Raw genomic sequence first — 23,504 nt, 5'->3', positions numbered from 1 at the left:
CAAATTATGAATAATTTTAGATATTGGAAAGTTGCTTAGCGAGGTATCCAGTTTTGGTAGTACAAATAACTTCAAACATCAATTATTCCACCACATGGCTTAACTTGCAGGTGAAGAGTTATTGAGTACTTAATTCAAGAAGCCTTGCTATGAGCAGTTCGCTAGCGTCACTGGAATGTGTGCATAGCGAACCGTCATTTCGGTGGATTACAATGGCTGGCTTATTTCCTCTGTATTTACCTTAGATTCAGTCTCACCAGATAGGTCCATTCCAACATTCTGATTAAGTGCAGCAACTCTTGCAGATTGAATATGTAGGCTCGCAGGCAGTTTGTTCTTGTCGATTCTTCCAGCTAATTCACTTGAAATAGAAGGCCATAAGTTTATATGGAATTTCATCGGAAGATGAGGGATAGGCGTTGGTGCCCAATTTACTCTCTTGTAGATAAGGTTACCATCGACAAACCAGCGAATTTCCGTTGAATCCCATTCAATAGCATATGAGTGATAATCTTCAGTAGCATCAAACCCAAGGTCTATTTCTACAGGCGTACCTCTATAACCAAAATCAAAACGTGCACCATCCACCCCCGGGTTGTAATAGACATTAATAAGCACTTTATTGGGTGACTTACCAACCAATTCAATATCAATTTCTTGTCTAGGCGAATCTCGATGAAGGAAAATTCCAGTAACTAACCCCGAAGCCTGAGGGGGTTTTATCACTGCTTCAAACCTACCATACAAAAAGAGACTGTTACTTGTAATAGCTCCAGAACTATACTCTCTCACTTTCATATCTTGGTTCTTGAGTATTATTGATGCGCCATTTCCCGTGTTAACTGAAAAGTTGTCTGAATTAAACATGGCCTGATTGCCAGGAAACGTATCATTTCGCAAAAACCAGTTAGATGTATCAAGTTTAGAAAAATCATCTGTTATATAGGCAGTTGTAAGTTTCTGTCCTATGGTTTGCATATGAGGATTACTTACAGGTAACCCGAACCACCCCTTTTTCTCTGAAATTACCCAAGGCGATTCATCGTGCTTCAAAACAGTATGGGATAAATTTCGGTATCCAAGTGAGTCCTTGTCGAATTTAGATTGTTGTCGTTTACCTAACTCTATTAATGTTGGGTATGCACATACAGGAGGGACTATACCTAGAAACTCACATATTGATTTCCAAGCTCCAATATTATCCAAAGATAAAAACAGAGCCCTGTTAAACCATAGTTTACGAATGTCTTCTAGTTCTACTTTAGCATAACCTTCTGTAAATAAAATTAATCTTCCGTTTGGGTAGATCTTTGCTAGCTCATTTATCTTTTTATCGATTGTTCCAACATTGACATAAGCATCAAAAGTTCGATAACCATCGTTTTTTAGCAAACTGTTTTTCTCATCATCAGGTAAATCATAAAGGTCACTGCAGCATCTATATCCCAACATTGATATAGCCATACCTAGAGAAGTTAGTCCTCCACCCAGTCGGCCTATCGCAAATATGGGTTTAGCTGTTGGGATATTAGTGAATACACTTGGCGCCCCATCATTCAAAACACCTATTTGAGATAGAATTGGTAAAACCGAGTAGAAATTCCCAGAAACTTCGTCGTTACGTTGAGGGATTACTGACTTAGCGGTCATTAACGCTTCTATTTCAGAAAATTTATGATTTATCCATAGATCTACAGGGCCTTGCACCGGCAACATGCTCAATAAGCGTTTAGCTCCTTCTTTTGAAAGAATATACCCTGACATATACCAGATTCCACGAAATAACTTGAAGGTATTCTTTGATATACGTACTTTTTCTGCTCCTTGATCGACCTCTTTAAATGAAAGAAAAAGTATATCAAAGAGAGGAGAGCTAATTTTCACTTCTTCGAGTTCTTTCCAGATGTTCTCCACATATGCTGGAAACTTGTGATGCAAACATATGTCATCCTCTAAGACCAAAACATATTGTTCATCGCCATGTGCTACCTTCTTCCAAGTTTCAATATGTGAAAGAGCAACAGCAATCTCTTGTTGACTCATCTCTATACTCATATCTAAGTCAAGGTTCTGAGGCAAGGCTTTACAGGGATCTACATATAACTGGCCAGCTAGAGTATATGTTCTCCTTACGGTTTCAAGTTGATTCAAGCTATCACTATCCAATTTGGAAGCATCAACTGCAGGAACTCTGACAATAATATTCTTTAACGACGATGAGTTCTCATCTAGTACAGGAGAGAATTCTTTAAAAACGTTATTAAGTCGATGTGGCTGACGGTCTAAGTTAATTACAAAGATACGTTCAATTTTCTGAAAGGAGCTTCCTTTTTTGCTAGAGCTAAACGCACTACATTTCTTGCGTCCCACTAATTTCCGAACTTTGAGAGAGGCCTTATAAACCCAACTCAATATGGGGCCCAATGTACGGTTTCTATTCATGAGAGTTCTCTATCCTTTGTGGCTTTATTGGAAGGCATACCATTAGCAAGTCGCCAATTCCTTTTATCATTTCGATAGCTTAATTGCCAAACCGTACTCGCAATTTCATTCCAATCCGGTTGAATATTTATGTAGTTAGATATCGGAAAAGATTTATTATCAAAAAGAAAGGCAACAACACTAGCTGTTAGATTACCAGGTCCAGTTGTTGATTGGATTTCTGGGAATTCACCATCACTTTGCCGGAGGCGGTTTGTTGCTCGATTGAGTGCGTAACCAACTATTGGATTCTCTGCTGCAGAAATGATTGGATTGTTATTGAAGTAGTAGATCCACTTATCTGAGAATGCACTTTTCTGAGTGAAGTGTTTTGGTTCTATCATGCTGTCTGACTCAATGTCGTAGCATAATGGCTGTAGCTTAAGTCTATAGTCTGAAAAAAGAGCAGTAATATCTTGCTGACAATCAACGTCATCAACGTCCACGTACATTCCACCATTGACATAAATGTAACATAGGCGAAAGTAATCACTTTTCATCGCAGGGTGATAGCAAGCGTTAAAAGCGTCAACATATTCTGAACCCAACTCAGTAGAAATGAACTCTATTGCTCTTATTTCGTCAAACAGTAAATGTTGAAAGCCTTCAACTTCACGCTCTTTCCAAGTATTTATGCATTTTCTGACATCAGGTGGGAGAGCATCGGCCTTATCCCAAAACTGGACTATTACCTTAGGTATAAGAGTCTTATCACAGCCAACTATTTTATGTTCAGATTTTTGTTGAATTAATTCAGAAACAAAATTTGATCTCAACCCATCATTTTCAGAAGTTTCAATCGCACCAACTGTTGGAGGCATTGTTATCAAGTTCACTTTTCTACCTCTTATATCTACGTTTGTACACATAATTTAGGTTGTTATCGCTGTGTCTTCGATTTGATGAATCATTCCTAATCATCGTTTTCAGGGGGCTTTTGAACGAAAGCCTCTACAAACTCATTTCGGGTACTCGTATATTTGCAGTCCGAGCAAATCAAATCACCAGTCTGTACGCCAAACATTCTCTCTTTACGTATTTCTTCAGACCCACATTTGGGACAAGCTGCATTTTTTGCTCTAGCCATTTCTTCACTCCACATTACTATTTTCTTCGAACCAGAATCACTTTGTTGCATAAGAAAAAGTAGGTCAACTTAAGTACATTTAAAATGAGGCACAGCACAGTGTTAAAACACAATGGGGCAGGAACATGTCAGTCAGGATTTGCAGAAACATTGATGTCGTCTAACCGACTGAAGCGTTTTAGCCGGTGACCCTCAACAGAAATTAAATAATTCACATTATCCTTAAATTGAACAGTTTCTATATTTTTTACCATTAACAAGGAGCGTTAAGGGATAGCATGGAGATCTCAGGTTTGAGCCTCATTTTGGCTGTTGTAGAGTTTTATCTATCGTTGGTTCGGTGATCTGTTACTTTCTACCTGGACACTATGCAGCGAGAGCACTACCTGTTGTCACGCTCTCTCGAACTCAACTTTTGTTCGTAGTTCTACTTCATCGAAGCATACCGATAGCGGGGTAATTCAGCCATAAATGTTAAGGCAGCAGATCCCTTATATCACACTCTAAAACCTCTGCTAATTGGTATGCTTTTTCAAGCGTAATATTTACTTCTCCGCGCTCAACTCGGCCAGCATAGCTTCGATCAATATCTGCTAATAGAGCTAATTTATCTTGTGAAATGCCGAGTGTCTTGCGTTTATCACGCAATTTTGCACCAAATTGGATAGCTAAGTCTTTCATTTTTCACTCAGTTAAAGAGAAAGACTATCCAAAGTTGCGGCTTATAAAGCCACGGATTATAATCCGTATTGTTGATATCAAGTTCTTCTGGCCCTGTGAGCTAGAAATAAAGAGCCTCTTGCGAGAAAGTAATGTCGAAAATTTCAATGAAAATATGCACAAGGTTGCATACTATTCTCCAGGATGAGAGCTTTAACAATTTCCGTGTATCTCAATTACGTGATGCATATTTAGCTATATCTCCTACTAATAAGGATTCTGTAGAGGTTCGCAAGTATGTGTACAGACAAATTCTGAGACTAGTTAAGAAAGGTCTATTGTTAAAAAAAGGAACGAAAAATTCTAAAAGAGTTACGTATCTGAAATCGGATTTGTTTCATGAAGTGATTTTTATCACTGAAAGAAAGGTTGAGAAACCCAAGTTGATTAATGCAAACACTACTCTCGCTGTCCAGAAGCTTGAAACTCGCTTGAAAGAATCTGAAATTGATTTACTCACTAGCATTGGCGAGTCAGAAGAATATATGCGGTTGTATCAATCTTTCCCAGAGATGAAAGCGCACCTTGAATCCCAGTATTTACAAGCCCGTGAAAAAAGCTCGAAACTACTCGGCCAAATCAAAGCGATTAAGTCTGTTCTCGCTCATCAGCAAAAGTAACTTTAATGCATCTAAGACAATGGCAATCAGAGTGCGTCAATCGCGTTCTAGAGCACTTTAGTGCCAAACATAAACACTTTCTTTGTTTGGCAACTCCAGGGGCTGGTAAGACGATTATGGCATCAGAAGTCGCTGTTCAGCTACTTGATCAAAACCTTATCGAATTTGTACTTTGCTTTTCACCTTCGATAAATATATCGCAAGGTATTAAGCATACTTTCTCGACACGTCTGGAATGTCGTTTCGATGGAGTCATAGGTGCCGTTGGTTGCTCTTATACGTATCAAAGCATGCTGTCTTTCAAAGAAGATTTCTGGCAACTGTTAAAACAAAATCGGGTACTCGTGATATTTGACGAGATCCATCATTGCTCTGGCAGTTCTCCTGAAGATGCTAATGCCTGGGGAGAAGAGATCTTATTAAATATTCAAAACCAAGCCGAATATACTCTAGCGCTAACAGGCACTCCATGGCGCTCTGATCAAGCACCGATAACTTTATCTCGTTATACAGACCCAGACAATCAAATACAGTGTGATTATATCTACGGTTTAAGGGAAGCCGTTGCAGACGGTGTATGCCGAAGCCCAAATATTGTATTAATTGATAATGAAAGAATTTCGGTTACTGACGAAGAAAATAAAACTAAGACGTTTAATTGCCTAGATGCTCTATTCCAAGGTTCATTAGTTACTTATCAATCGGTCATCAAAAACAGTGTGGCCATTCGGCATGTCTTAACGCTGGCGACCAAAAAACTCGACGACATCAGACAACACAACCCAAATGCTGCAGGACTTGTCGTTGCATCATCGATAGAGCACGCTGCATACATTCTTAACATGCTCCGAAGTGAATATGCGCAAACCGCCGAAATAGTCACCTATAAGGAAGCGCTACCTTCACTTAAAATCAATGAATTTAAGAGCAGTACAACGAACTGGATAGTCAGCGTCGGCATGATAAGTGAAGGTACAGACATCCCTCGACTGCAGGTTTGTTGCCACCTTAGTCGAGTCAAAACTGAACTCTATTTCAGGCAAGTATTAGGCAGAGTTTTAAGAGTGAATAAGGCTATAAACCAAGAAGCTTGGCTATATACTTTTGCAGAACCAAAGCTTGTAGAATTTGCAAATCGTATCGCTGAAGAAATACCTGGTGTACCCGTCATATTCAGGGAGTCTGAAACTGTTACAGACTCTGCAGTGCAGGGGGGGATCGAGATAATACGATCAAATTCCTCATCTCAAGATGAGCATAAAGTTAGGTTTAGTACACCACACAAAAATGAATCACTATTTCCCATTTTAGCACCACCTAACGATCGAGACCTCACTTGGGGACAATCGCCATCTTTTGAGATTTTAGGTGGCTTTAGAGAAAAGGTGGTATCTACTTTCAACTCACCTTTTTGATGCGAAAACCTTATTTATGGTGTCACCATTTTGAAAAAACTCTCTGACTGTTATCATATTTGATAACAGTCACGTACAGCGTTATCAAATATGCTAATGCTTTACATATCGATTTGCATATTCGCTTATTCAGAGTTCTTAACAGTTTTAGTTGACCACTACAAATAGTCATTTTTAGATCTCAGGCTCTACCGAATCTATGTCAGGGTTTGTCCTAGAGTGCTTCTTTTAAGGCTGCATTTGGAGGGGGAGGTATCTTCTGGACTGACAAATAATATGTGCTAATCCAGAATAGTTCTAATATATGCCTATCCTAAAAGAGCTATTCAAGGCGTAGCTATTTGCTATTTGGATACGCTTTCTAATCTAGTTGTAACCCATAGTTTCACATTGAGAGTAAACAATATAGTTTCTATTCTTTTGAAGGGTCTCAATGCGCTGAGCTCGTTTACATTCCCACTTGCTTACAGGGAATTGCTTGTCCCAAGCGGTCATTAGCTGCTTTTGCTGTTTACTCATTTTGTATCGTGGGTATGCTTGCTCCATATACAAATAGGTTCTTGCGATTCTGCCTCTTGAGCCAATTGTCGGCTCAACTTTTCTATCATGAACCTTTACTTCGCAACTACCAAAGCTCGAACCTGAAGAGGGAAGCATTGCAAAGTTGTAGTTAGCTCTGGTAGCGTTCACTGCGCCTACCGCTGGATACAAGTTATATAAATCAGATTGCATTAAACGGTAATCGTGATTTACTTTTTCGGCACATTTACGACCTTTAAAGTTTTTGCCTTTGTTATTTACACAACTAGGGTGGCCATCACGCCACTCTGAAAAGGTTCGGCCAAAGTTTTCTGCAGGAACAACATGTTCCCATTCAACTCTTTTGGCACGCTTAACGTGCTTCTCAGTTGTAAATCCACGTGGAAGTTTGATGTTTTTCTTGCTATCAAACTCTGCATTACAATAAAGCGTTACACGATGGTCGTAATAAACTTTACGTTCGAGTGTTTTCTTTGCTTTATTAAATGACTTTATGGTTGTATTGCCTTCGCCTGACTGGGCAAACGTAGTTAAGGGCAGCAGTGCTGCAATAGCGATGGAGAGTGTACGGATATTCATAAGGTTCTGATGAAAATAGTTTGGCTGATTTTGCCTTAACTATCAGTGGGTTTACAGTTGAAATCAGCGCGATTTAATTAAACTTAATTAATCAGACATTCCTTTGGTTAACATTTAATCAAAGGAATGTCTTTCCAGCGTGTAGTGTATTGCGGCGTCAGCATTTCTCTGCGCATCCCCCATTTTTGCGATATGCCTTGGGCAGCGAGAAACAAGGTGTCAGTACCGTACTTGGCGTTGATTTTATCCAGCACCAACATCTTGCTTGGATTTCTACCTCCCTCGAATAAATCGCCTTGCAGATTGGCTTCACTGCACAAGTTAATCAGTCCCACGCCGATTTTGTAATAACGAATAGTTGGATTGAATCTAACCATTGCAGCCTGAGTTGCTGCCTCAATGAGTTCGTAGGTGTCATTTGTTGGGAATGCAAAATGGTGCAGATATTTAAACCCGTTTAGTTGTTCATCAAAAGGTGAATTTGACGCAAACACCAGCATGCTTTTGCACAGAGAACCTTGGGTTCTTGCTTTAGCGGCTGCAGTTGAAGCGTGTTTACTTAATGCTTGGCATAATGAAGGCAAATCAGTCACTCTGTTGCCAACACTGCGAGTTGAAAATATCTGTTTCTTGTCAGCTCTTGCTTCATCCCAAGTCTTGCACACTTCGCCGTTTAGCTCTCGTACCGTTCGTTCAAGTTCAATACTGAATTGCTTTCTGGCGATGCCGGCTTTCATTTGTGACAAGGCATAAGCATTGTGAATGTTCATTGTAGCGAGCCTTTTAGCTATGCGGCCGCCAACGCCCCAGACATCATTGGTTTTCATGGTTTTTAAAATTGCTGAACGTTGCTCATTGTTAGTAATGGCGCAAACGCCATTATAACCAGGGAGTTTTTTTGCAGCATGATTAGCGACTTTGGCTAAAGTAAGTGTCTCGCCAATTCCAACACAAACAGGCAACCTCGTTTCTTTCCAAACGGCTCGCCTAAGTTTTAATGCGTGCTCAGTTAGGCAAGGTATAGCGGGGTAGCAGTGCTTAAACGATAAAAAAGACTCATCAATACTGTAGATATGCTGCTGTGGGGCAAAACGGCCAATCACCTCCATCATAGATGCAGATAAAGAGCCGTAAAGCTCATAGTTTGAAGACAACGCGATAATACCTTTTTGCTCACACAGCCTTTTGGCTTCAAAGTAAGGACCGAACTTTTTAATTCCCGCTTCTTTCGCCAATCTGTTGGCTGCAACAATACAACCATCGTTGTTACTCAACACAATGATGGGGCGGTTACGCCATTCAGGCCTAAAAACCTGTTCAGCACTGCAATAGAAAGAATTGGCATCGACAAGCGCATACATGATTAATCATTCTCAAGAATAGGGCTTTTACGATGACAGCGTATTGAGCGTATAACCACGCCTTCAACACTAAAGGTATCGTGTTCAAGGATAGGTGTGCTCATGTGCGCTTCGTTGGCAGACAAAAGCAGTCGGTTTACTTTATCGATAATCTTGCACACAAATGCGCCATTGTAGTTAGCAACGATAATATCTTGATTGCGCACATCAACATGCCTATCAACAATCAAGATATCGCCATCAAAAATACCAACGCCTTCCATAGAGTCACCATTGGCGAGTCCGATGAATGTTGAGCTTGGGTGCTCAATCAATAACTCATCAAGGCTCAGTGGAAGCTGTCTATAGTCGGTAGCAGGAGATTCAAAGCCTGTAATACCTGCACTGGCCGAAATTGGGATAATATTCATTCAAAAACAACGTAAACTGTATATTTATACAGTGTAGCGGTTTTTCATTGATAGTCACAATAAAGTTTGCAGCTTCTCAGGCTAAACGTCACGAGATAGGGCGTATAAGACGTTTTGCACAAAATTAGTCAGCATAAATTTTCGCCCATGTCTTTCTACTTTCGAGTTAGCGAGATCTTCGCTGGCTCACTTATGCCCCAATATTATTTTCACGAATCTAAATGGTAAATGGCACATGTAAGCTTTGACTATAGAAAAGCTAATGTGAAAGGTTTTGCGTACACCATAAGTAATGCCTGTCTTTTTTCTTTAAGCTCAATTCTTCCGATTCTACCTTCCTATAGCAAACTAAAATAACTGTAATCCTGTACAGGTATAATGAGCTTGATGAATCAGACAGATTTATCGATGCTAAAAAGTAAAATAATTGCATCGATAAATTTTTAACATCTGAAATAGCACTTGCTTATCATGCAGTTAGATTTCCGCTTTAATCTTACAAGAGACCCGATAAATGTTCTGCATTACTTTGCGGAGAAGGTAAATTCAAATTTGTTAACACCAGCAAGATTAACTGCTTTACATCAATGAGTTACGTTGCTAACTTTGACGTAAATTAAAAAAGTGCAGGGATTTATCCGAGACGCTGGATAATAAGCTGTTAGATTTATGAGGGAGTTTATGTCAACTATTGTCGAAGTTGTTTCAGAAGTTTTAAAAAATGAGTGGTGGTCTTCCGCTGGAATAAGCATTTTTGTCGCAGTAATAGCAGCTAAAGGATATGATCTACTTAAAAATAGTAATATTCATAAAGCTCTTTTAGAGTTACTAAAGCCAAGTAGTTCACTGAATTATGTAAAAGCATATTTAAGAACAATTGATGCAATCATACTTGGTACCATACCAAAAAAGTGGATATATAGAACGGTCGCTTTAAAAGTAAATTCAAGTCTACTCTCTTCCATTAGTATGATATCAGAAGAAATTGTAAAGGCATCTGAAGAGTCAAAGAAATCAAAAACAATTGTTGGCCTTATGTTAGGTGAAAAATTAAAAAACTCATCTAAAGCTCAGTTTTTCTTAGTTATAACTTTTATTTTAAATCTAGGCCTTTCTTTATTTTTCGAGCTTGAACTGAATGGTTTTGTATTTTCAGTTGTAGGAATAGGGATGCTAGGGATGCATATAGACCATAAGTTAATCGAGTACAGAGTGAAGCAAGGCTTGTATGGAACTAACTCATTTGAAGGAAGAGAAATAATTAATTTTATTACAGCTCACGCAAATAAAAGTGACTTTAATGATTCAGGCGGGCTTAAAAAAATAATACCAAATCCTGAATTAAAAAAAGAAGAAAGCAAAGATCATATTACAGACGGAGTTAAAATATGAACGAAGACGACCTAACAATATTTATTAGAAAGGCACTTAATATCTTATTTGTTTCAAATCCTCGAGGTACTAGTATTGGGGTTTTTATTGGTGTTATTTTAGATGGTTTAATAGGGTTATTCAGCCCCGCTCTTAAAACAATTGAATTTATAAGTATTTCAGCGATTAAAATATGGCATCTGATGGGACTAGGAGTTTTTTCAATGAACCTACCTGCATATTTACGAAGAAAACAAATAGATCCCTCTATAGTTAACGCTATGGAGTTTATTGAAGAACAGAAGACTAATGCAGGGATACCTGATTGGCAGGTTAAGCAGATGTACACAAACTTATTTCAAAAAGTATTGGAAAATATGTCTCTCGACTCTGAAAGTGAAGAAATTAGCAAAAAAATTAGAAATATTGTCACAGAACCTGATACTGAAAATAAATCTAACAAGTAATTAAACAGGGACAAAAAATAGTTGGCTTTTGCTCCTTCGTCGCTAATTTTAGCCAACAATTTTTTGCCCGTTAATTGGGCGTTATTTGCTTTACATCTATGGAGTATAAATTGACAAAGTTATTTGCTGGAATTGCAAAAGATGAAACAAACGCAGACATTGGCTGGATGAATGACAGAGCCCCGTTTTATAACGAAGGTTATAAATCTGCAGCACGAGAATTGACTAACGATTATGCCAATAGACCTGTTAACGAAAAAGATACTCTAGTATTTCCTATTGTGTTTCTTTATCGACAATATATTGAGTTAACACTAAAAGACCTCATCAGAGAGCTAGACAAAAAGTTAAGTTATACAAGAGCAGATAAAACTCTTGCGCAGCATAAACTGTTGCCATTGTGGGATGCTGCAATCAAGCAATATGATAGCTTTATACAGGCTGAGAAAATCTCTCTCGTATTTACCTCAACTCCAAATAAAGAACGCCTTATTGTTAATCAGTTTAACCAAATTGATGAAGATTCATTTTCTTTTAGGTATGCATCAGATAAAAAAGGAAATGAAACACTTGAAGATCTTGAATATATAAGTGTAAATAACTTTAAAAATCAAATTGAGCTAGTTGTAACTTACATTGAGAATATGATAAAAACACTAAGTCATACAAGCATATAACAAGTTACTTAAACGGAATAAAAACGGTTGGTTATCGCTTCGAGATTTTAACCAACCATTTTTATCCGCTGAACAAGGGGTTAAATGTAAAGGTCAGTTATGCAAGATATTTTAAAGGAAACAATTAAGTTTTCGACTGAAAAGGCGGTTTTGTTCCAGTTCAATTCTAAGAGTAAATTGGCAGCCTATAGCATGGGTATTTATTGCACATTAATAGAGCTATCAGATTCATTTTACACGCTCATGGATAGTCAAAACTATACGGGATCACTGTCAATTTATCGCTCATTTATGGAGAATTATGTCGATTTAAGAAATCTACAATTAGATCCTCATTATGTATATCAATTGGATTATGGTAGTTATCTACAGGATCAGCGTTTATTCAAGGCCGCGGCAAATGATAACCCTTATTTGTCTTCGATGTCCCCATACGCTGATGAGAAGCTTCCCTTAATTTCTGTTGAAATCGACAAACTGAAGGGTAATGAAGACTACAAACTCTGCTACTCGATAAAAGATAAGTTTAGTCGTGCGAATATGGAGGCTGAATATGAAGGGTTATACCCAACATTAAGCGCAGAGTCGCACTGTAGTTTAGATGCAATTATCTCTCGTCACTTTAATATCGACCCAGCAACAGGCAGTGTGGATATTTCAATCAATGATAAATGTAACAGCACGGACTATCACTTCTATGTAGCAAACCTGACCAATTACCTGATTACCGCAGGTATAGTGGTCGCCAATATAATGGAAGGGCAGCAACTGGATGTGTATGTCAGTAAAAAAGAGCAACTATTAGATGTACTGTAGTTTTTACATTTAACAAGAGACTATGGCGTCAATAGCTAAATTTTAGCTTCTGGCGCTCACCACTTAACGCGGCGTTACCGTATACCTAATTGCCTACTTTCCCTAATGGCAGTCGTTGCTTTCAAAGCTTAAGCTCTAACCAATTTCTGTCCAAAAGCTTAACAAACTGAATTTTAACACATGGCATTTTCTAGCTCGAAAATGCCCCAAAGTTACTAAGCTTTGGAATGAAGCTTGATTATATTTTTCGAGGGAGCGCTATCTGATAGCAAGTTATGAGTTTCAGCTTCATAGTTATCAATCGCCTGCAGCGGGCGCATGTGCAAACACTTCTGAAGCTCGCCGCTAGTACGTTCGTGTAGGCTCAACGAAAACATCCATGTTTTCGACGGCTTCAGCCGTATCGGCACTAGGTTAGCCAAGCATAATTCTGGTGATTCGGAGTAATGGCTGTAAGGCTAGTTTATTATCTGTATCTGTCGCTAATTCGCTCCCCCCCTTTATGTTAGGAATAATCCAAGTCAATCACCTGAGATTAAGTACGATTAGGTAGAAATGATAATAGATGTCTTACTTATTTGAGGAACTGTGCGGAGTCGGCTCAGTAATGGGGCACTCTAACACAATCATCTCATCTAAGTACTCCCTCTAATGGATAGAAAAAATTAAAGACCTGGCCCTGATTTCCAGCTATGTTATTACTTGAAAGCTAAGTCATTCAATTAGTTATTAATGGAAATGAGTAATGATAGAAGAGCACCAATCTAAATTCTCCCCTAAAGAATTTTTGCAACGTCGCCGGCCAGAAAAATTTTCAGATTCAGTAATCACAGAAGTTGGTGTTTTAGAACGACCCGTTTTAGAACATTTCCTTGCTAAACTGAACACCCGAAACCAAGAGCTTCAATTCGAAGATTTCGCCAAAAGACTGTGTGAAAAAGTTATCTGCTCAAATTTACTCGAACAGACAGGGCCTGTAGCTGGCGGTGATGGTAAAACTGATACTCAAACATTTCCAGTATCCGAACAAAATCAACTTCTTTGGTTTGAGGGGATTAATGATTCTTCACATAAAGAAAGATGGGCATTTGCAGTAAGCACAAGAGTCGACTGGAAGGTTAAATGCAGACAAGATGTTGTAAAAATACATCAAACAAACCGGGGATATACCAAAGCATTTTGCATCACCAATCAATATGCAAAGTCGAATCAACGATCTGAGCTAGAGGATAGCTTAAAAACAGAGACTGGGATGGATGTTCGTATACTTGATATAAGTTGGATTTTAGATCAAATTTATAAGAATCAATTAGAAAGTCTGGCGATTGAAACTTTATCTATGCCAGTAAATTTCAAAAGGGATCGCTGTGTAGGTATTAATGATTATCAAAAACAAAAAAAACTTGATGAAATAACACAAAAAATAAATACAGATGTTAACCCTGTCGAGATTACCAAAGAGCAAGTTGATTACTTCTTAGATGTTGCAATATTGAGCGCGGAATTAGAAAAGCCTATATTTGAAACACAAGGTCTATTTGGTCGCGCTATAAAAATAGCAAAGAAATTTGGAACTAAACAACAATTACTTGATGCCCATTATCAATTCGCATGGAAGGCTCATTTTTGGCTGGAAGACTTTGAAACATTTGAAGAAAACCTGTCCGGTGTGTATTGCTGCGCACAACTATCTTCTAGTGCGACTAAATGGGAAACTGTTGTAACATTAATAACCGTTCACCGCAGTTATACAAAATTAAATAACATAACTCCAACGATTGATATTGCAGCGATTGAAAAAAATACTTTAGAGCAATTACATACTATCGCTCACGACGAAACTAGACCAAGTAACTCCCTTTTCGCTAAAACTCAATTAGCTATTGTTAAATTACATAAAATTCAATCCATTGAGGAGTCTACGCCTGCATTTGAAGAACTTTTGGCGATACTCAAACAAAGTGAACGATTAGTCGGCTTTCCCTTTGATAAAATATTTAACTTAGTTAATGGCGTCGATGATGTTTTTGATGACGTTGAATCGTTTGAAGATTTATTAGATTACCTTACTGAACAATCATACTTGCGAGATGGTGAAGTTAACAGCGCCATGCTTCAATTAAAACGCGGTATCAAAAGGTTAGATAGTGGTAAACCTTACCAAGCTATCAAGTTAGTAGGGAGGTCGTTAACGCTTCTGTACAAAGAAGAGTCCGTAGATCAAATGATTTTAGCGCTGAGGGTGATTTCAACAGCTTATGAAAATGTTGGGTTAGTTTGGGCTGCAAGAGCCAGCATGTTGTTAGCAGCTTCTTTGCTAACTGATAAATTTTGGACGCGAGATGAACTAAATGCTCACCAAGTACGAACTTATCATCAACTATGCTGGATTGAACTTAAATTAGGCAGGCTAGGGCATGCGCTAAAGTGGTATGAACTAACATTGCTTATTCAATCAGGTTTGAATGAAAACGTTATAAGTGAAAAGAATGTTATGAACTTAGAGGCCTTTATTAGCCAACTAATACTTAACAGTCGTTCTAACGTTATTCAGCGTCTGGAAAATTTTCCTAGTGTACTTGATGGACTTGGTTTATATAACTCATCTGGATTTTTATTGATTGCATTAGGGTATTCAGACGAATTTCAGCAGGAATATAAAACACCTGTTGATGACGATTTATTCGAATATTTAGTCAAAATGCGTGATTTTAATTTTGGTATTCATCCTAGAGGATTAAATATAAACCTCGATAAAAGAGCTGTACATTCATCGCAACTATTAGGTTGCCATGTTGCTATTAACTCTCCGAATCGAACTCCTTTTGTTGAGTTTTCTGAAGGCATACTGTCTCTACTAGAGAGTGTATTTGCAACATGTGCTGTTGATCAGTTACGTCTTAAAGAAGCTTATCTTTCAATTGAAGTAATCGTTGATGATGAAGACGAGTTTGAAGTAAACCATGAATTAGATGAGAGATCAGGTAAACTTCACCTAGAAGTAATATGTTCTGGGTTTGATGAAGGAACTTCAGGCCTTGAGAAGCAAGCAACAATACAGACTTGGTTTAAGGAGTTGGTTCTTGACTTGATACCTGAAATGTTCATAGTCAATAATACAGAAATCCTTACAAAGATGTTCTTTGAAGATGCAGCACTAGATAGGTCGATATCTTTAGGAGCTTGCTTTAATGCTTCAGGAAACGTTTTAGGAAAAGATTTAGTTAGGCAAATCAAAAGCTTATTTACTAATAAACTAGATTCGAAAAGCTACCCAATGCTTCTCAACGAAGCGTGGGATAAGGATTACCCTAAACCTGAATTAGATACTTTTTCGGCTGATTTAAAGCAGGGGACTGGAGAACCACTAGAATCTCTCACTAACCCTGAAAATATTCATCATCAAGATATGTCAATCCAAGGGCTGATCAAACCAAGACTATGGGACAAAGCTAAATGGAGTGGGGTAGCGTTCTGTCTTTTTCCTGATGGTATGTCAGGTATATACTTAACATTTGATAATTGTAAAGAAGGTTTAGATATTTTTTTAGATCTTTTAAATGAAATTGGTGAAGATGACAATAACAATAGATTGAGAATAACTATTGTTAAAGGAATTTCAGTGAAAGACCCAGAACACTACAGAATAGTTATTTCTGAAAATATTAATATAGCTAATACTAGCAAACAAATGACGATGATAAGTCGCATAAATACTATGACACCAAATAGCAGTGAAAATTTAGACCGTTTTTTAAAAGAGTATGAGCAAAATGGTCATTTTTACTTTGGTTGTGACGCTATTTTAAGAAACGATGGTTTGGATTCGCGCATAACTAAACCTGGTATTACAGTTCATAAGCTAGAAGTTCGTCAGGCTTGGGAAATTGGTGAAAATGATATCGATTGTATGGCTATCCAAAAAGGCGACGAACCATACATACCCAAACACATAGTTTCTGCACCAGTGATGCATTTATTGAATATTCTACTAAAGGATAATTGAATTATCTTAAATATCTACGCCCTTACCCGTTGATTCCTGGGGTCAGGTCTTGCTTTTTACGACTTGAAATGTTCCATTACTTTACCTAATCCAAAATGTCTGAGCTAGAGTAAATTATCTAGCTCACTTCTGTCCAAAAGTGTGTTTAAAAACGCTCAAACTTTATTATAAGAAAACGATATACTCCCTTAGATAGATTATGAAACTATTGAGTTGGTCGGCGCTATCGGCCAGATAGCTTCATACGGTGAGCTGCATCTGGCATACAACGACACCATAATTAACTCTGAGAACGTTGATAATGCTGAAATCATTTTTACAGTTATTGGGCAGTCTTTTGCCAGCGCTGTAGAGGCTCTGAAACGCTCTCAACGAGCCAAAGCAAGTCACTCTACACGAAAGGCCAAAGGGATATCATCTGGCCGTCAAAAGGGACAGAAGGTTAAGTCCAGGCTTGATGAGCATACGGCGTTTATATTGAACCTCCTCGACACCAAGACCTCAAAAGCTGTAATCCTAAGAAAACTAATCGAACGCGGTGTTTCGATTACTAGAAGTAGATTTTACTCTTGTTTAGAAGACTGTGGACTTCATAATAAGAAGGCTGAATTCCAGACTGGTATGTACCAAACATAAAGTTAACTAACTTCGAGCCCCTGCTAATCAATAACTCGTTTTGGACAAATCCGACTTTGCTTCGGAACCTAAGTAACATAGCGACTTTAATTCAAAAGATTAATCGCCTACTAAGCCGTTGAAGAAATCATCGTCTTTCCCTAGTGTGTAATCGAGTTGACCGCTTTGTAACGCTACAACAAGAGAGGCTTGTCGTACGTAATGCATATATGTGGTTTTGATGTCGCTGTGTCCTAACTGTTTTCTCAGTTGATCTTCAACAGCGGCATCGTAATGTAGATTATTAATTTCAGCTTTGCTTAGGTGTCTAATTATAAAATTGGTCGCATACCAGTCTCGAGCGCTGTGAAAAGTCCAAGGGAAGGATGAAAGATGCTTTTTTGCATTATAAGTTTGATCGGCAATATTCTTTGCAGTGACAGGTTCGCCATTTTTCTTTAGAAAGAAATAGGCGTCAACGTTTTTAGTTGGAAACTTTTTCTTGAATTTTTTCCGACGTTTGTAGTAGTGCGGCAGGAATTTGCTGCAAATGGTTTTCCATGCAGCCATATTTACTTGCAGCGTCCTTTCTTTGCTACCTTTTTCAGTAACAGTGAAGCTAAACATTTTTGCTTTATTACCATCTTTTATTTCGTTTTTGATGTCTGGATAAGTCCGTATATGACCATTAAAACCCACACCGATGTAGGGAATTGATACACACCCTTGTTCACGCATTCCTGTAGCCATTGCTAGCATTAGTAGGGCAGGGTATACAGGGTCTTTGTATGCTTTCATCAACGACGAAATATCTTCATCTGACATTATGTGGAGCTTTTTGCTTGTGCTTTCTCGCTTGGTACTTGTGCCACCCAAGTCAATATTGGCATGATCAGGCGCTGTGCCGCTTATCATACTCTTTAATTGCACAAGTTTGCTTTCATCTTTGAAATTGTAGTTCCATGCTTTGCTAGTCGAGTTAATTAACACAGGGAAGCCGTTTTTACTGGCCCAGCAATAGAATTGATAAACAATTTTGGCATTACCTCGAATGGTTTTGTCCGTTGGCTTTTTAAGCTCTTTGGTATCCCTTTCAGTGACGATATTCCCTTGCCACTTTCGAATATCTTCAACTTTTGCATTTCGCCAAATATTGTGGTCTGCGCTTCCTTGAGGTTGTTGCTCGATGAGGTACTCAAGAAAGCGTTTTATCGAAGAAGAATATCTTTCACTGGTTTGTATGCTGTAAGTGGCATGTGATTTTAAGAAAATGTTGATAGCACTAAGCAGTATTTTGTTATTATTTTCCGCTAGAAGCACATGATGTGAGTAGACTTTATTTTCAAAACGATATTCCACAAGTTCGCGTATAATATTCATGCTCGCCTCACAACAGACAGAGTATTTTCAGTTGCGAAAACGGACGTTGAAGCAAAACCGTCTTGAAGTGAAGGAGGGCAAATTTTTTCGAGCAACTTAGTCAAAAAATCATCGTTAAATTTGTCAGTACCATAGGTCGCCCTACAAAAAAATAGTGCCTTTGTGAGCTTTATATTTTGTGCTGAGATAGCATGTATGGGCGTATTGGGAAGGCTGTCGATGAGTTCTTTGTAGTATTTGCTAAGAAACAAATTGCTTTCGATAATAACAACGCGCTTTGCATTAATATTGATCCGGGCCTCTTTAATACTACATGACAAGAAAGGCTGAAAGAACAGAATGGCATCTGGTTGCGAAGTAATACAGGCTTCAATAGCATCTTGGAGGTTTTGCTGTTCCTCAGCCAAAAACAATTTTAGAAGCTGTTTGTCTGTCAATTCACTAGTAATTGCGTCGTAATTGGCTTTAAAATGTCCTTTAATCTCAGTTGCAACACCGCCTGATAGTTGCTGTTTCATGTCGTTTAAGTCGGCTTTCAACTTTGCCAGTTCATTCAGTTGCTGTCTGCTTTGGCTTTTTAATTCATCATTTTGTGTTTGCAGTTTGTTAAGAGACAGATCTGCTTCTTGGGCCGAAAATGTTTTCAAATCCTGTAGCATCAACGTCGTGAGTATTGAATCTTTTTCTTGACTCAATTCTTCTTGATGTTTAGCTTCTAGGGCATTGATTTCTTTTTTAAGCTTTCTGTTTTGAATCTCCAAGCTTATCTGTTCCGACAAATCATCCTCTTCATCAAAATCCTTCGTTCCATATATGTAAGGCTCAAGGTGCTTATAGTACCTTATTATTGATTGACGGCTTATACCTGCCTCGGCAGCAACGGCAGATTTTGACTGATTTTTTGTTCCGGTTCTTGCGCGTAAAACTTTAATAGCGGTTTTAATTTTCTCCTCGTTTGGGCTTATCTCAGTCCGCTCCAAAAGGTCATCGAAATGTTTGTATAAGAAAGGTCTTGATACTTCCATAGTTTTCGCTAGTTTCGAAACATTATATTCATCTGTCGATTTAAGTAGAGCAATCGCCCCTTTAACCATTTCCCTATCAATATCTTTACGCATGAACAATTTCCTCCATTACTACACTGGTAGTATTTCGATTAAGTCGCTCTAATAGCTCCTGATGTTCAATAACCTGCGTTTCGTAGTAGGAAACGACACGCTCATTAAGGTCTTCTGGCAAGTTCTTTTGTTTTTTTTGGTAATAAACGATCTGCGCACCAATATTGGCTACTGATTCATCGTTATGAAGTACATGTGAACATTTTTTATAATCACAAAATTCAACTTGTGGCGTATGTGCTTTACTTTTCTTCATGCAAGGAGGCAAAGTGTCAGTGTCGCCTGCCTTTATGCAAAATGCGCCTATTGGTAATCTAGACACAAAGATTGGCACACCTGCTTGCAATGCTTCATGAATGAAGCTTTCAATATCAGTAACTAATATTTGTCCTTTATATTGTTGTTGGTCCATCCTTTCTTTGATGCGATTGGAAAGATCACCAGCCGTTTCACCATTTGCAATAGATTGAAATACATCGTTTAGATCTTCAGTATAATTATGCTCCAGCAATTCCATCACACTGGCTACAATCAACTCATTTCTTAATATGTACCTTAATGTCATGCCATACGATTTATGACCAAACAACTGGCGAATCAGCTCGATGTTATGCTCACTGCGTGAAATCAATAACCAAGCCAGTGTTTTACGAAGTTGATGAGAGTGTGCGCTTATCCCTGCTGTATTAAAGATGAATTTCCTAATGTCCTTACCTACGGTATTAATTTTTATTTTTTCAAACTTTTTACGAGTCATGATGTCAGAAACCATCAAGTAATCACTGCCCATCTGCTCACGGTTGTTTTTAAACAATTTGATTAAGACATCAATGGCATCGCGCACAATATCTGGCACTGGAATTAAATCCGGCTCACCAATTCCCGATGCATCATCAGACGTTTTAAACCGCGTAATAGCAAGATACCAATCCCGATTTTTCTTGAAGGCAGGCTTAGCTCTTAATTCAGCTATTTCTCGTCTTCTCATGCCGGTAAACAGACCAATCAGAAAGACACAAGCACGCTTAAGCTTTATGACTTCGGGCCTTACTTCGGTGATATCCAGTGTTGTTCTATATTGCCAACCACGCGCATAGCCTTTGGATTTTACTTTTTTTGTTGTTGGCACAAAGTTAAAAAGTTTTGTTTCTGAGTCGATCATCGGTACGTCTTTGTTGAGCAATATTTCAAACAGCTCTTTTGACCGACCATCCTTTCTGACGGCTCCAAGGTTTTTGCTTACTATGCCCACTGTAGGTCTTTTTCGAATTAAGTCTTGGCATTCAATGATGCAAGGCGCATATTCGTATAAATAGCGATGGGCCTCTTTATAAGTGACTTCAATGTATTCGGGGGGCAATGGCTGCCAAGTGTCAGTTTGCTCATCAATTAGTTGTCTGCATCTACTCATCACATCCTTGGTTAAAATGAGTTCAATGTTGACGTCTAAATTGTACTCCTTGGGAAGTAATTTTCTGCGGGTCAAATCAGACCAATCTTTAATAAAATGAAGAAAACTCGCGAAAGCTGTCAAACTGCCAGATACTCCTGATTCAAGTCGTTCAACAATGGTATTAAAGTGGTTTTGCAACTGCTGTTGTGTAACAGAAGACAGCATTTTTGCTGACAGTAATTGATTCGGCCAACAAAAGTTTTTAATAAAATTTAAGACTGCACCATGGTGAAGTTTGGTAGTGCTCCAGCTTGTAATGGTTAATCTTATTTTTTTTGGAAAAGCATAATAGGTCATTATTTTTGCAAATCGATCTAACTCAGGATGGTCGATCAACCTAGTTCCTTCGAGTCTTACTCTTTCAAAATCCAGTACAATGTGCTCGGACTGTGCCCATTGTATGCGCCACTTGGAACTGTTGAACATAACGTTGTCTATTACCGGAACGTCATTACTAAAATCATGTTTACGAAAGTTAATTAAACTCATTGGAACGACTCCGATATGATAGGTGGCAACAGGTAATCATCCATAATTGTCCGCTCCTCTGCTTCTTCAATGTCTTCTGGATAAGGCCAGCTTTCGATTACTTCTTTCGCAGCAAGATATTCATTACCATATAGTCTTTCAAATACATCTTTCCTGAGTTTTCTGCTCTGTTGCTCAAAATATAAGTAACGGTCAACAACAAAGGGAATGTTGTCGCTGTAAATCGTTGAACGTGAACAAAGTAGGCATTTATTAAAGCGACGACAGACAGAACTAGTCCTCAACTCTACTTCAAAACCAGGCCAGTCAGGATTTCGATTATCATTGCAGACGGCTAATGGTGATTCACCAGAATGTTCTGTGAAGATGGTAATTATTTTGTCTTGAATTTGTTTTTTCTGCTTTAATGGAGCCATTGTTCCTTTGAACGATCCATTATGGATGCTCTTTTGGATTTCATTTAATTCAACCGCCAACTTATCTTTTCTAATCTGTTGAAATAGTGCTGTATCTTTGTAGAATTCATCCGTTACAGCGGATGATGAATGACCAAATAGCGCGACCTGTAATAACAAAGGCAGGTTTTGATTTTTTTCCCTAAGGTATAAGCAAGTGGGACGCAATTGACGTCCATCAAACCGAAACCCAAGTTCTTTTTCCATAATACTTTTTTTAGTAGTAGCTCCCCTAACACATGTGTGGTCTGGGTGATGAGCCAATATTGGCAAGCCTCTATTTTCATTGTAATAAATAAAAAATGGTTCAGTCCCAATGTCTTGAATTTGCTTTTCATAATTACGTCCATGCCGTAACCTCGAAGCCCTTTCTATAAACAACTGTATTAAGTTATAGGCACTAAATGGATTTGATTTTGAACTGGGATGAATATACTGTTTCGCTTCATTAATTCCATTGCTTCCGTTAATGCCTTTTTGTTTCATCGTTTTAATAAATACAACATCTGACTCCATAGGAATCGGGCTATAGAGATAATCATTAAAATCGATTCTTTCCACCATATCCTGACTCCATCCGGTTTCAAGACAGATCGCCCATATTAAGGTATGTACTTCGAAAATTCGCGGGTAAATAATTCCAATAACATCAATGTTGTTCAGATCTGGGGCATCTGATAAAAATGGCTTTATATGTTTCAATCTTTGGACGCCCATGCGCTTGTACGCAAGCTTAAACGGGGTATTCATTAAGTCATAGTCAACTTTCCTAAGTGACGCGTACTCCCCCCCATCGGAGAGTTGCTCCAATGTTGTGTTGTTAGGATATTTAGGACTCTCTTTATGGTACAGGAGAATGCAGTCTTTTAGCGGTATTTGCCATTTCCAGAAAGACAATGGTGCCTTATAGGTTGGCGTTTCTTTAAAGCTAGCACCGGTTTCACGAATAGGCTGGCCATGTTTTAAAGCTTGCTTAAATGTCGCCTCTCGCTTGTAAATAGTTTCTATGTCTCGTTTCAAAAAGGCTTCTAGTTTTGCTAACTGCTCACTACTTAGTGGGTTAAAATGATCTGGTGATGGCTTAGGGGGAGCGCTAAAGTAGCGTGGATGGATGGCAAATTCGTGCCCATCATTGTGGGCATGGGTCATTAACCGACGAAGTGCAACCATTATGGCATAGATCATTTTGTGAGACTTGCCACTTCCCACAAGGTGAGCATGGTAATGTAAAAATTCGATGTCACCGACTTGATTTAGCGGTAAAGCCCCTACACCCGCATAGTACTCTTTACAATACTGTCTAAATCCAGTTGCAAAACTCCTATCAGCTGTACGCCTAGATTCTTTACTTGCAAATTCCGCAAACTCTAACAATGTACGCATATATTACTGCTACTCCAATGCATGTGACATACTTGTACACTATAATGTAAATCCGAGACAA

The 23,504-nt window shown here is 38.4% G+C and carries 17 protein-coding genes; 7 read left to right on the top strand and 10 right to left on the bottom strand.

Translation table 11 applies throughout. The annotated features are described in order from the left end of the window. Positions 1 to 207 precede the first annotated feature (207 nt). From AB4298_RS12775 to AB4298_RS12765, 3 genes are all read right to left on the bottom strand, one after another. Entirely contained in the window at positions 208 to 2,442 is a 2,235-nt protein-coding gene (locus tag AB4298_RS12775; RefSeq protein WP_371987007.1) for a family 16 glycosylhydrolase, read from the bottom strand. Then, on the bottom strand, positions 2,439 to 3,317 hold the full coding sequence (locus tag AB4298_RS12770) for a glycosyltransferase family 32 protein (protein ID WP_371987006.1): 879 nt from the start codon (positions 3,315 to 3,317) through the stop codon (positions 2,439 to 2,441). The genes AB4298_RS12775 and AB4298_RS12770 overlap by 4 nt, the downstream gene beginning before the upstream one ends. A 725-nt stretch (positions 3,318 to 4,042) precedes the next feature. Then, positions 4,043 to 4,249 carry a helix-turn-helix domain-containing protein gene (locus AB4298_RS12765; protein WP_371987004.1) on the bottom strand — a complete coding sequence of 69 codons (207 nt, stop codon included), beginning with the start codon at positions 4,247 to 4,249 and terminating at the stop codon, positions 4,043 to 4,045. A 131-nt stretch (positions 4,250 to 4,380) separates the two neighbouring features. Between AB4298_RS12765 and AB4298_RS12760 the strand changes: the two genes are divergently transcribed. Both AB4298_RS12760 and AB4298_RS12755 read left to right on the top strand, forming a co-directional pair. Beyond that, the gene (locus AB4298_RS12760; protein ID WP_371987002.1) at positions 4,381 to 4,908 is read left to right on the top strand and encodes a VspR family transcription factor; all 528 of its coding nucleotides are present in this window, start codon (positions 4,381 to 4,383) and stop codon (positions 4,906 to 4,908) included. Between the two features lie 5 nt (positions 4,909 to 4,913). After that, positions 4,914 to 6,323 (top strand): DEAD/DEAH box helicase, encoded by a 1,410-nt coding sequence (locus AB4298_RS12755; RefSeq protein ID WP_371987000.1) that lies wholly within the window; start codon positions 4,914 to 4,916, stop codon positions 6,321 to 6,323. 366 nt (positions 6,324 to 6,689) lie between these two features. Here AB4298_RS12755 and AB4298_RS12750 read toward each other — a convergent pair whose 3' ends face one another. The 3 genes from AB4298_RS12750 to AB4298_RS12740 form a co-directional block, all read right to left on the bottom strand. Beyond that, positions 6,690 to 7,442, bottom strand: a complete 753-nt coding sequence (locus tag AB4298_RS12750) for an endonuclease (RefSeq protein ID WP_371986998.1) — start codon at positions 7,440 to 7,442, stop codon at positions 6,690 to 6,692. A gap of 107 nt (positions 7,443 to 7,549) precedes the next feature. Then, entirely contained in the window at positions 7,550 to 8,803 is a 1,254-nt protein-coding gene (locus AB4298_RS12745; protein ID WP_371986996.1) for a Y-family DNA polymerase, read from the bottom strand. A 2-nt stretch (positions 8,804 to 8,805) separates the two neighbouring features. Further along, positions 8,806 to 9,213 (bottom strand): LexA family protein, encoded by a 408-nt coding sequence (locus AB4298_RS12740; RefSeq protein ID WP_310654675.1) that lies wholly within the window; start codon positions 9,211 to 9,213, stop codon positions 8,806 to 8,808. Between the two features lie 681 nt (positions 9,214 to 9,894). On the opposite strand from AB4298_RS12740, the gene AB4298_RS12735 reads away from it, so the two are divergent. The 5 genes from AB4298_RS12735 (at position 9,895) to AB4298_RS12715 (ending at position 16,550) form a co-directional block, all read left to right on the top strand. Further along, positions 9,895 to 10,605: a hypothetical protein gene (locus tag AB4298_RS12735; protein WP_371986995.1), complete on the top strand. Its 711-nt coding sequence runs from the start codon at positions 9,895 to 9,897 to the stop codon at positions 10,603 to 10,605. After that, positions 10,602 to 11,051 carry a hypothetical protein gene (locus AB4298_RS12730; protein ID WP_371986993.1) on the top strand — a complete coding sequence of 150 codons (450 nt, stop codon included), beginning with the start codon at positions 10,602 to 10,604 and terminating at the stop codon, positions 11,049 to 11,051. The genes AB4298_RS12735 and AB4298_RS12730 overlap by 4 nt, the downstream gene beginning before the upstream one ends. Before the next feature lie 110 nt (positions 11,052 to 11,161). Continuing rightward, the gene (locus AB4298_RS12725) at positions 11,162 to 11,728 is read left to right on the top strand and encodes a hypothetical protein (protein ID WP_371986991.1); all 567 of its coding nucleotides are present in this window, start codon (positions 11,162 to 11,164) and stop codon (positions 11,726 to 11,728) included. Positions 11,729 to 11,905: 177 nt separating this feature from the next. Further along, a complete protein-coding gene (locus AB4298_RS12720; RefSeq protein ID WP_371986990.1) occupies positions 11,906 to 12,544 on the top strand; it encodes a DUF5677 domain-containing protein in 639 nt (212 codons plus the stop codon). A gap of 745 nt (positions 12,545 to 13,289) precedes the next feature. Then, positions 13,290 to 16,550: a hypothetical protein gene (locus AB4298_RS12715; RefSeq protein WP_371986989.1), complete on the top strand. Its 3,261-nt coding sequence runs from the start codon at positions 13,290 to 13,292 to the stop codon at positions 16,548 to 16,550. Positions 16,551 to 17,285: 735 nt separating this feature from the next. Here the strand turns inward: AB4298_RS12715 and AB4298_RS12710 are convergent. Genes AB4298_RS12710 through AB4298_RS12695 form a run of 4 tightly spaced genes read right to left on the bottom strand, consistent with a single transcriptional unit; the run spans position 17,286 to position 23,443 of the window. Further along, positions 17,286 to 18,545: a tyrosine-type recombinase/integrase gene (locus AB4298_RS12710; RefSeq protein ID WP_371986988.1), complete on the bottom strand. Its 1,260-nt coding sequence runs from the start codon at positions 18,543 to 18,545 to the stop codon at positions 17,286 to 17,288. Continuing rightward, positions 18,542 to 19,663, bottom strand: coding sequence for a hypothetical protein (locus AB4298_RS12705; RefSeq protein ID WP_371986987.1), 1,122 nt, complete (start codon positions 19,661 to 19,663; stop codon positions 18,542 to 18,544). Before AB4298_RS12705 ends, AB4298_RS12710 begins: the two co-directional genes overlap by 4 nt. After that, on the bottom strand, positions 19,656 to 21,605 hold the full coding sequence (locus AB4298_RS12700; RefSeq protein ID WP_371986986.1) for a site-specific integrase: 1,950 nt from the start codon (positions 21,603 to 21,605) through the stop codon (positions 19,656 to 19,658). The genes AB4298_RS12705 and AB4298_RS12700 overlap by 8 nt, the downstream gene beginning before the upstream one ends. Continuing rightward, positions 21,602 to 23,443: a site-specific integrase gene (locus AB4298_RS12695; protein ID WP_371986985.1), complete on the bottom strand. Its 1,842-nt coding sequence runs from the start codon at positions 23,441 to 23,443 to the stop codon at positions 21,602 to 21,604. Before AB4298_RS12695 ends, AB4298_RS12700 begins: the two co-directional genes overlap by 4 nt. Positions 23,444 to 23,504: the final 61 nt, after the last annotated feature.

Origin of the sequence: Shewanella sp. 10N.261.52.F9, assembly GCF_041471165.1 — a bacterium.
In the GTDB taxonomy this organism is placed as follows: Bacteria; Pseudomonadota; Gammaproteobacteria; order Enterobacterales; family Shewanellaceae; genus Shewanella; species Shewanella marinintestina.
Note: the sequence above shows the minus strand (reverse complement) of the source record. Positions and strands in the feature narration are given on the sequence as shown.

Excerpts from the sequence above, each read along its gene's own strand:
- AB4298_RS12775 (WP_371987007.1), bottom strand. The coding sequence starts at position 2,442 with ATGAATAGAAACCGTACATTGGGCCCCATATTGAGTTGGGTTTATAAG.
- AB4298_RS12765 (WP_371987004.1), bottom strand. The coding sequence starts at position 4,249 with ATGAAAGACTTAGCTATCCAATTTGGTGCAAAATTGCGTGATAAACGC.
- AB4298_RS12760 (WP_371987002.1), top strand. The coding sequence starts at position 4,381 with ATGTCGAAAATTTCAATGAAAATATGCACAAGGTTGCATACTATTCTC.
- AB4298_RS12755 (WP_371987000.1), top strand. The coding sequence starts at position 4,914 with ATGCATCTAAGACAATGGCAATCAGAGTGCGTCAATCGCGTTCTAGAG.
- AB4298_RS12750 (WP_371986998.1), bottom strand. The coding sequence starts at position 7,442 with ATGAATATCCGTACACTCTCCATCGCTATTGCAGCACTGCTGCCCTTA.
- AB4298_RS12745 (WP_371986996.1), bottom strand. The coding sequence starts at position 8,803 with ATGTATGCGCTTGTCGATGCCAATTCTTTCTATTGCAGTGCTGAACAG.
- AB4298_RS12740 (WP_310654675.1), bottom strand. The coding sequence starts at position 9,213 with ATGAATATTATCCCAATTTCGGCCAGTGCAGGTATTACAGGCTTTGAA.
- AB4298_RS12735 (WP_371986995.1), top strand. The coding sequence starts at position 9,895 with ATGTCAACTATTGTCGAAGTTGTTTCAGAAGTTTTAAAAAATGAGTGG.
- AB4298_RS12730 (WP_371986993.1), top strand. The coding sequence starts at position 10,602 with ATGAACGAAGACGACCTAACAATATTTATTAGAAAGGCACTTAATATC.
- AB4298_RS12715 (WP_371986989.1), top strand. The coding sequence starts at position 13,290 with ATGATAGAAGAGCACCAATCTAAATTCTCCCCTAAAGAATTTTTGCAA.
- AB4298_RS12710 (WP_371986988.1), bottom strand. The coding sequence starts at position 18,545 with ATGAATATTATACGCGAACTTGTGGAATATCGTTTTGAAAATAAAGTC.
- AB4298_RS12705 (WP_371986987.1), bottom strand. The coding sequence starts at position 19,663 with ATGCGTAAAGATATTGATAGGGAAATGGTTAAAGGGGCGATTGCTCTA.
- AB4298_RS12700 (WP_371986986.1), bottom strand. The coding sequence starts at position 21,605 with ATGAGTTTAATTAACTTTCGTAAACATGATTTTAGTAATGACGTTCCG.
- AB4298_RS12695 (WP_371986985.1), bottom strand. The coding sequence starts at position 23,443 with ATGCGTACATTGTTAGAGTTTGCGGAATTTGCAAGTAAAGAATCTAGG.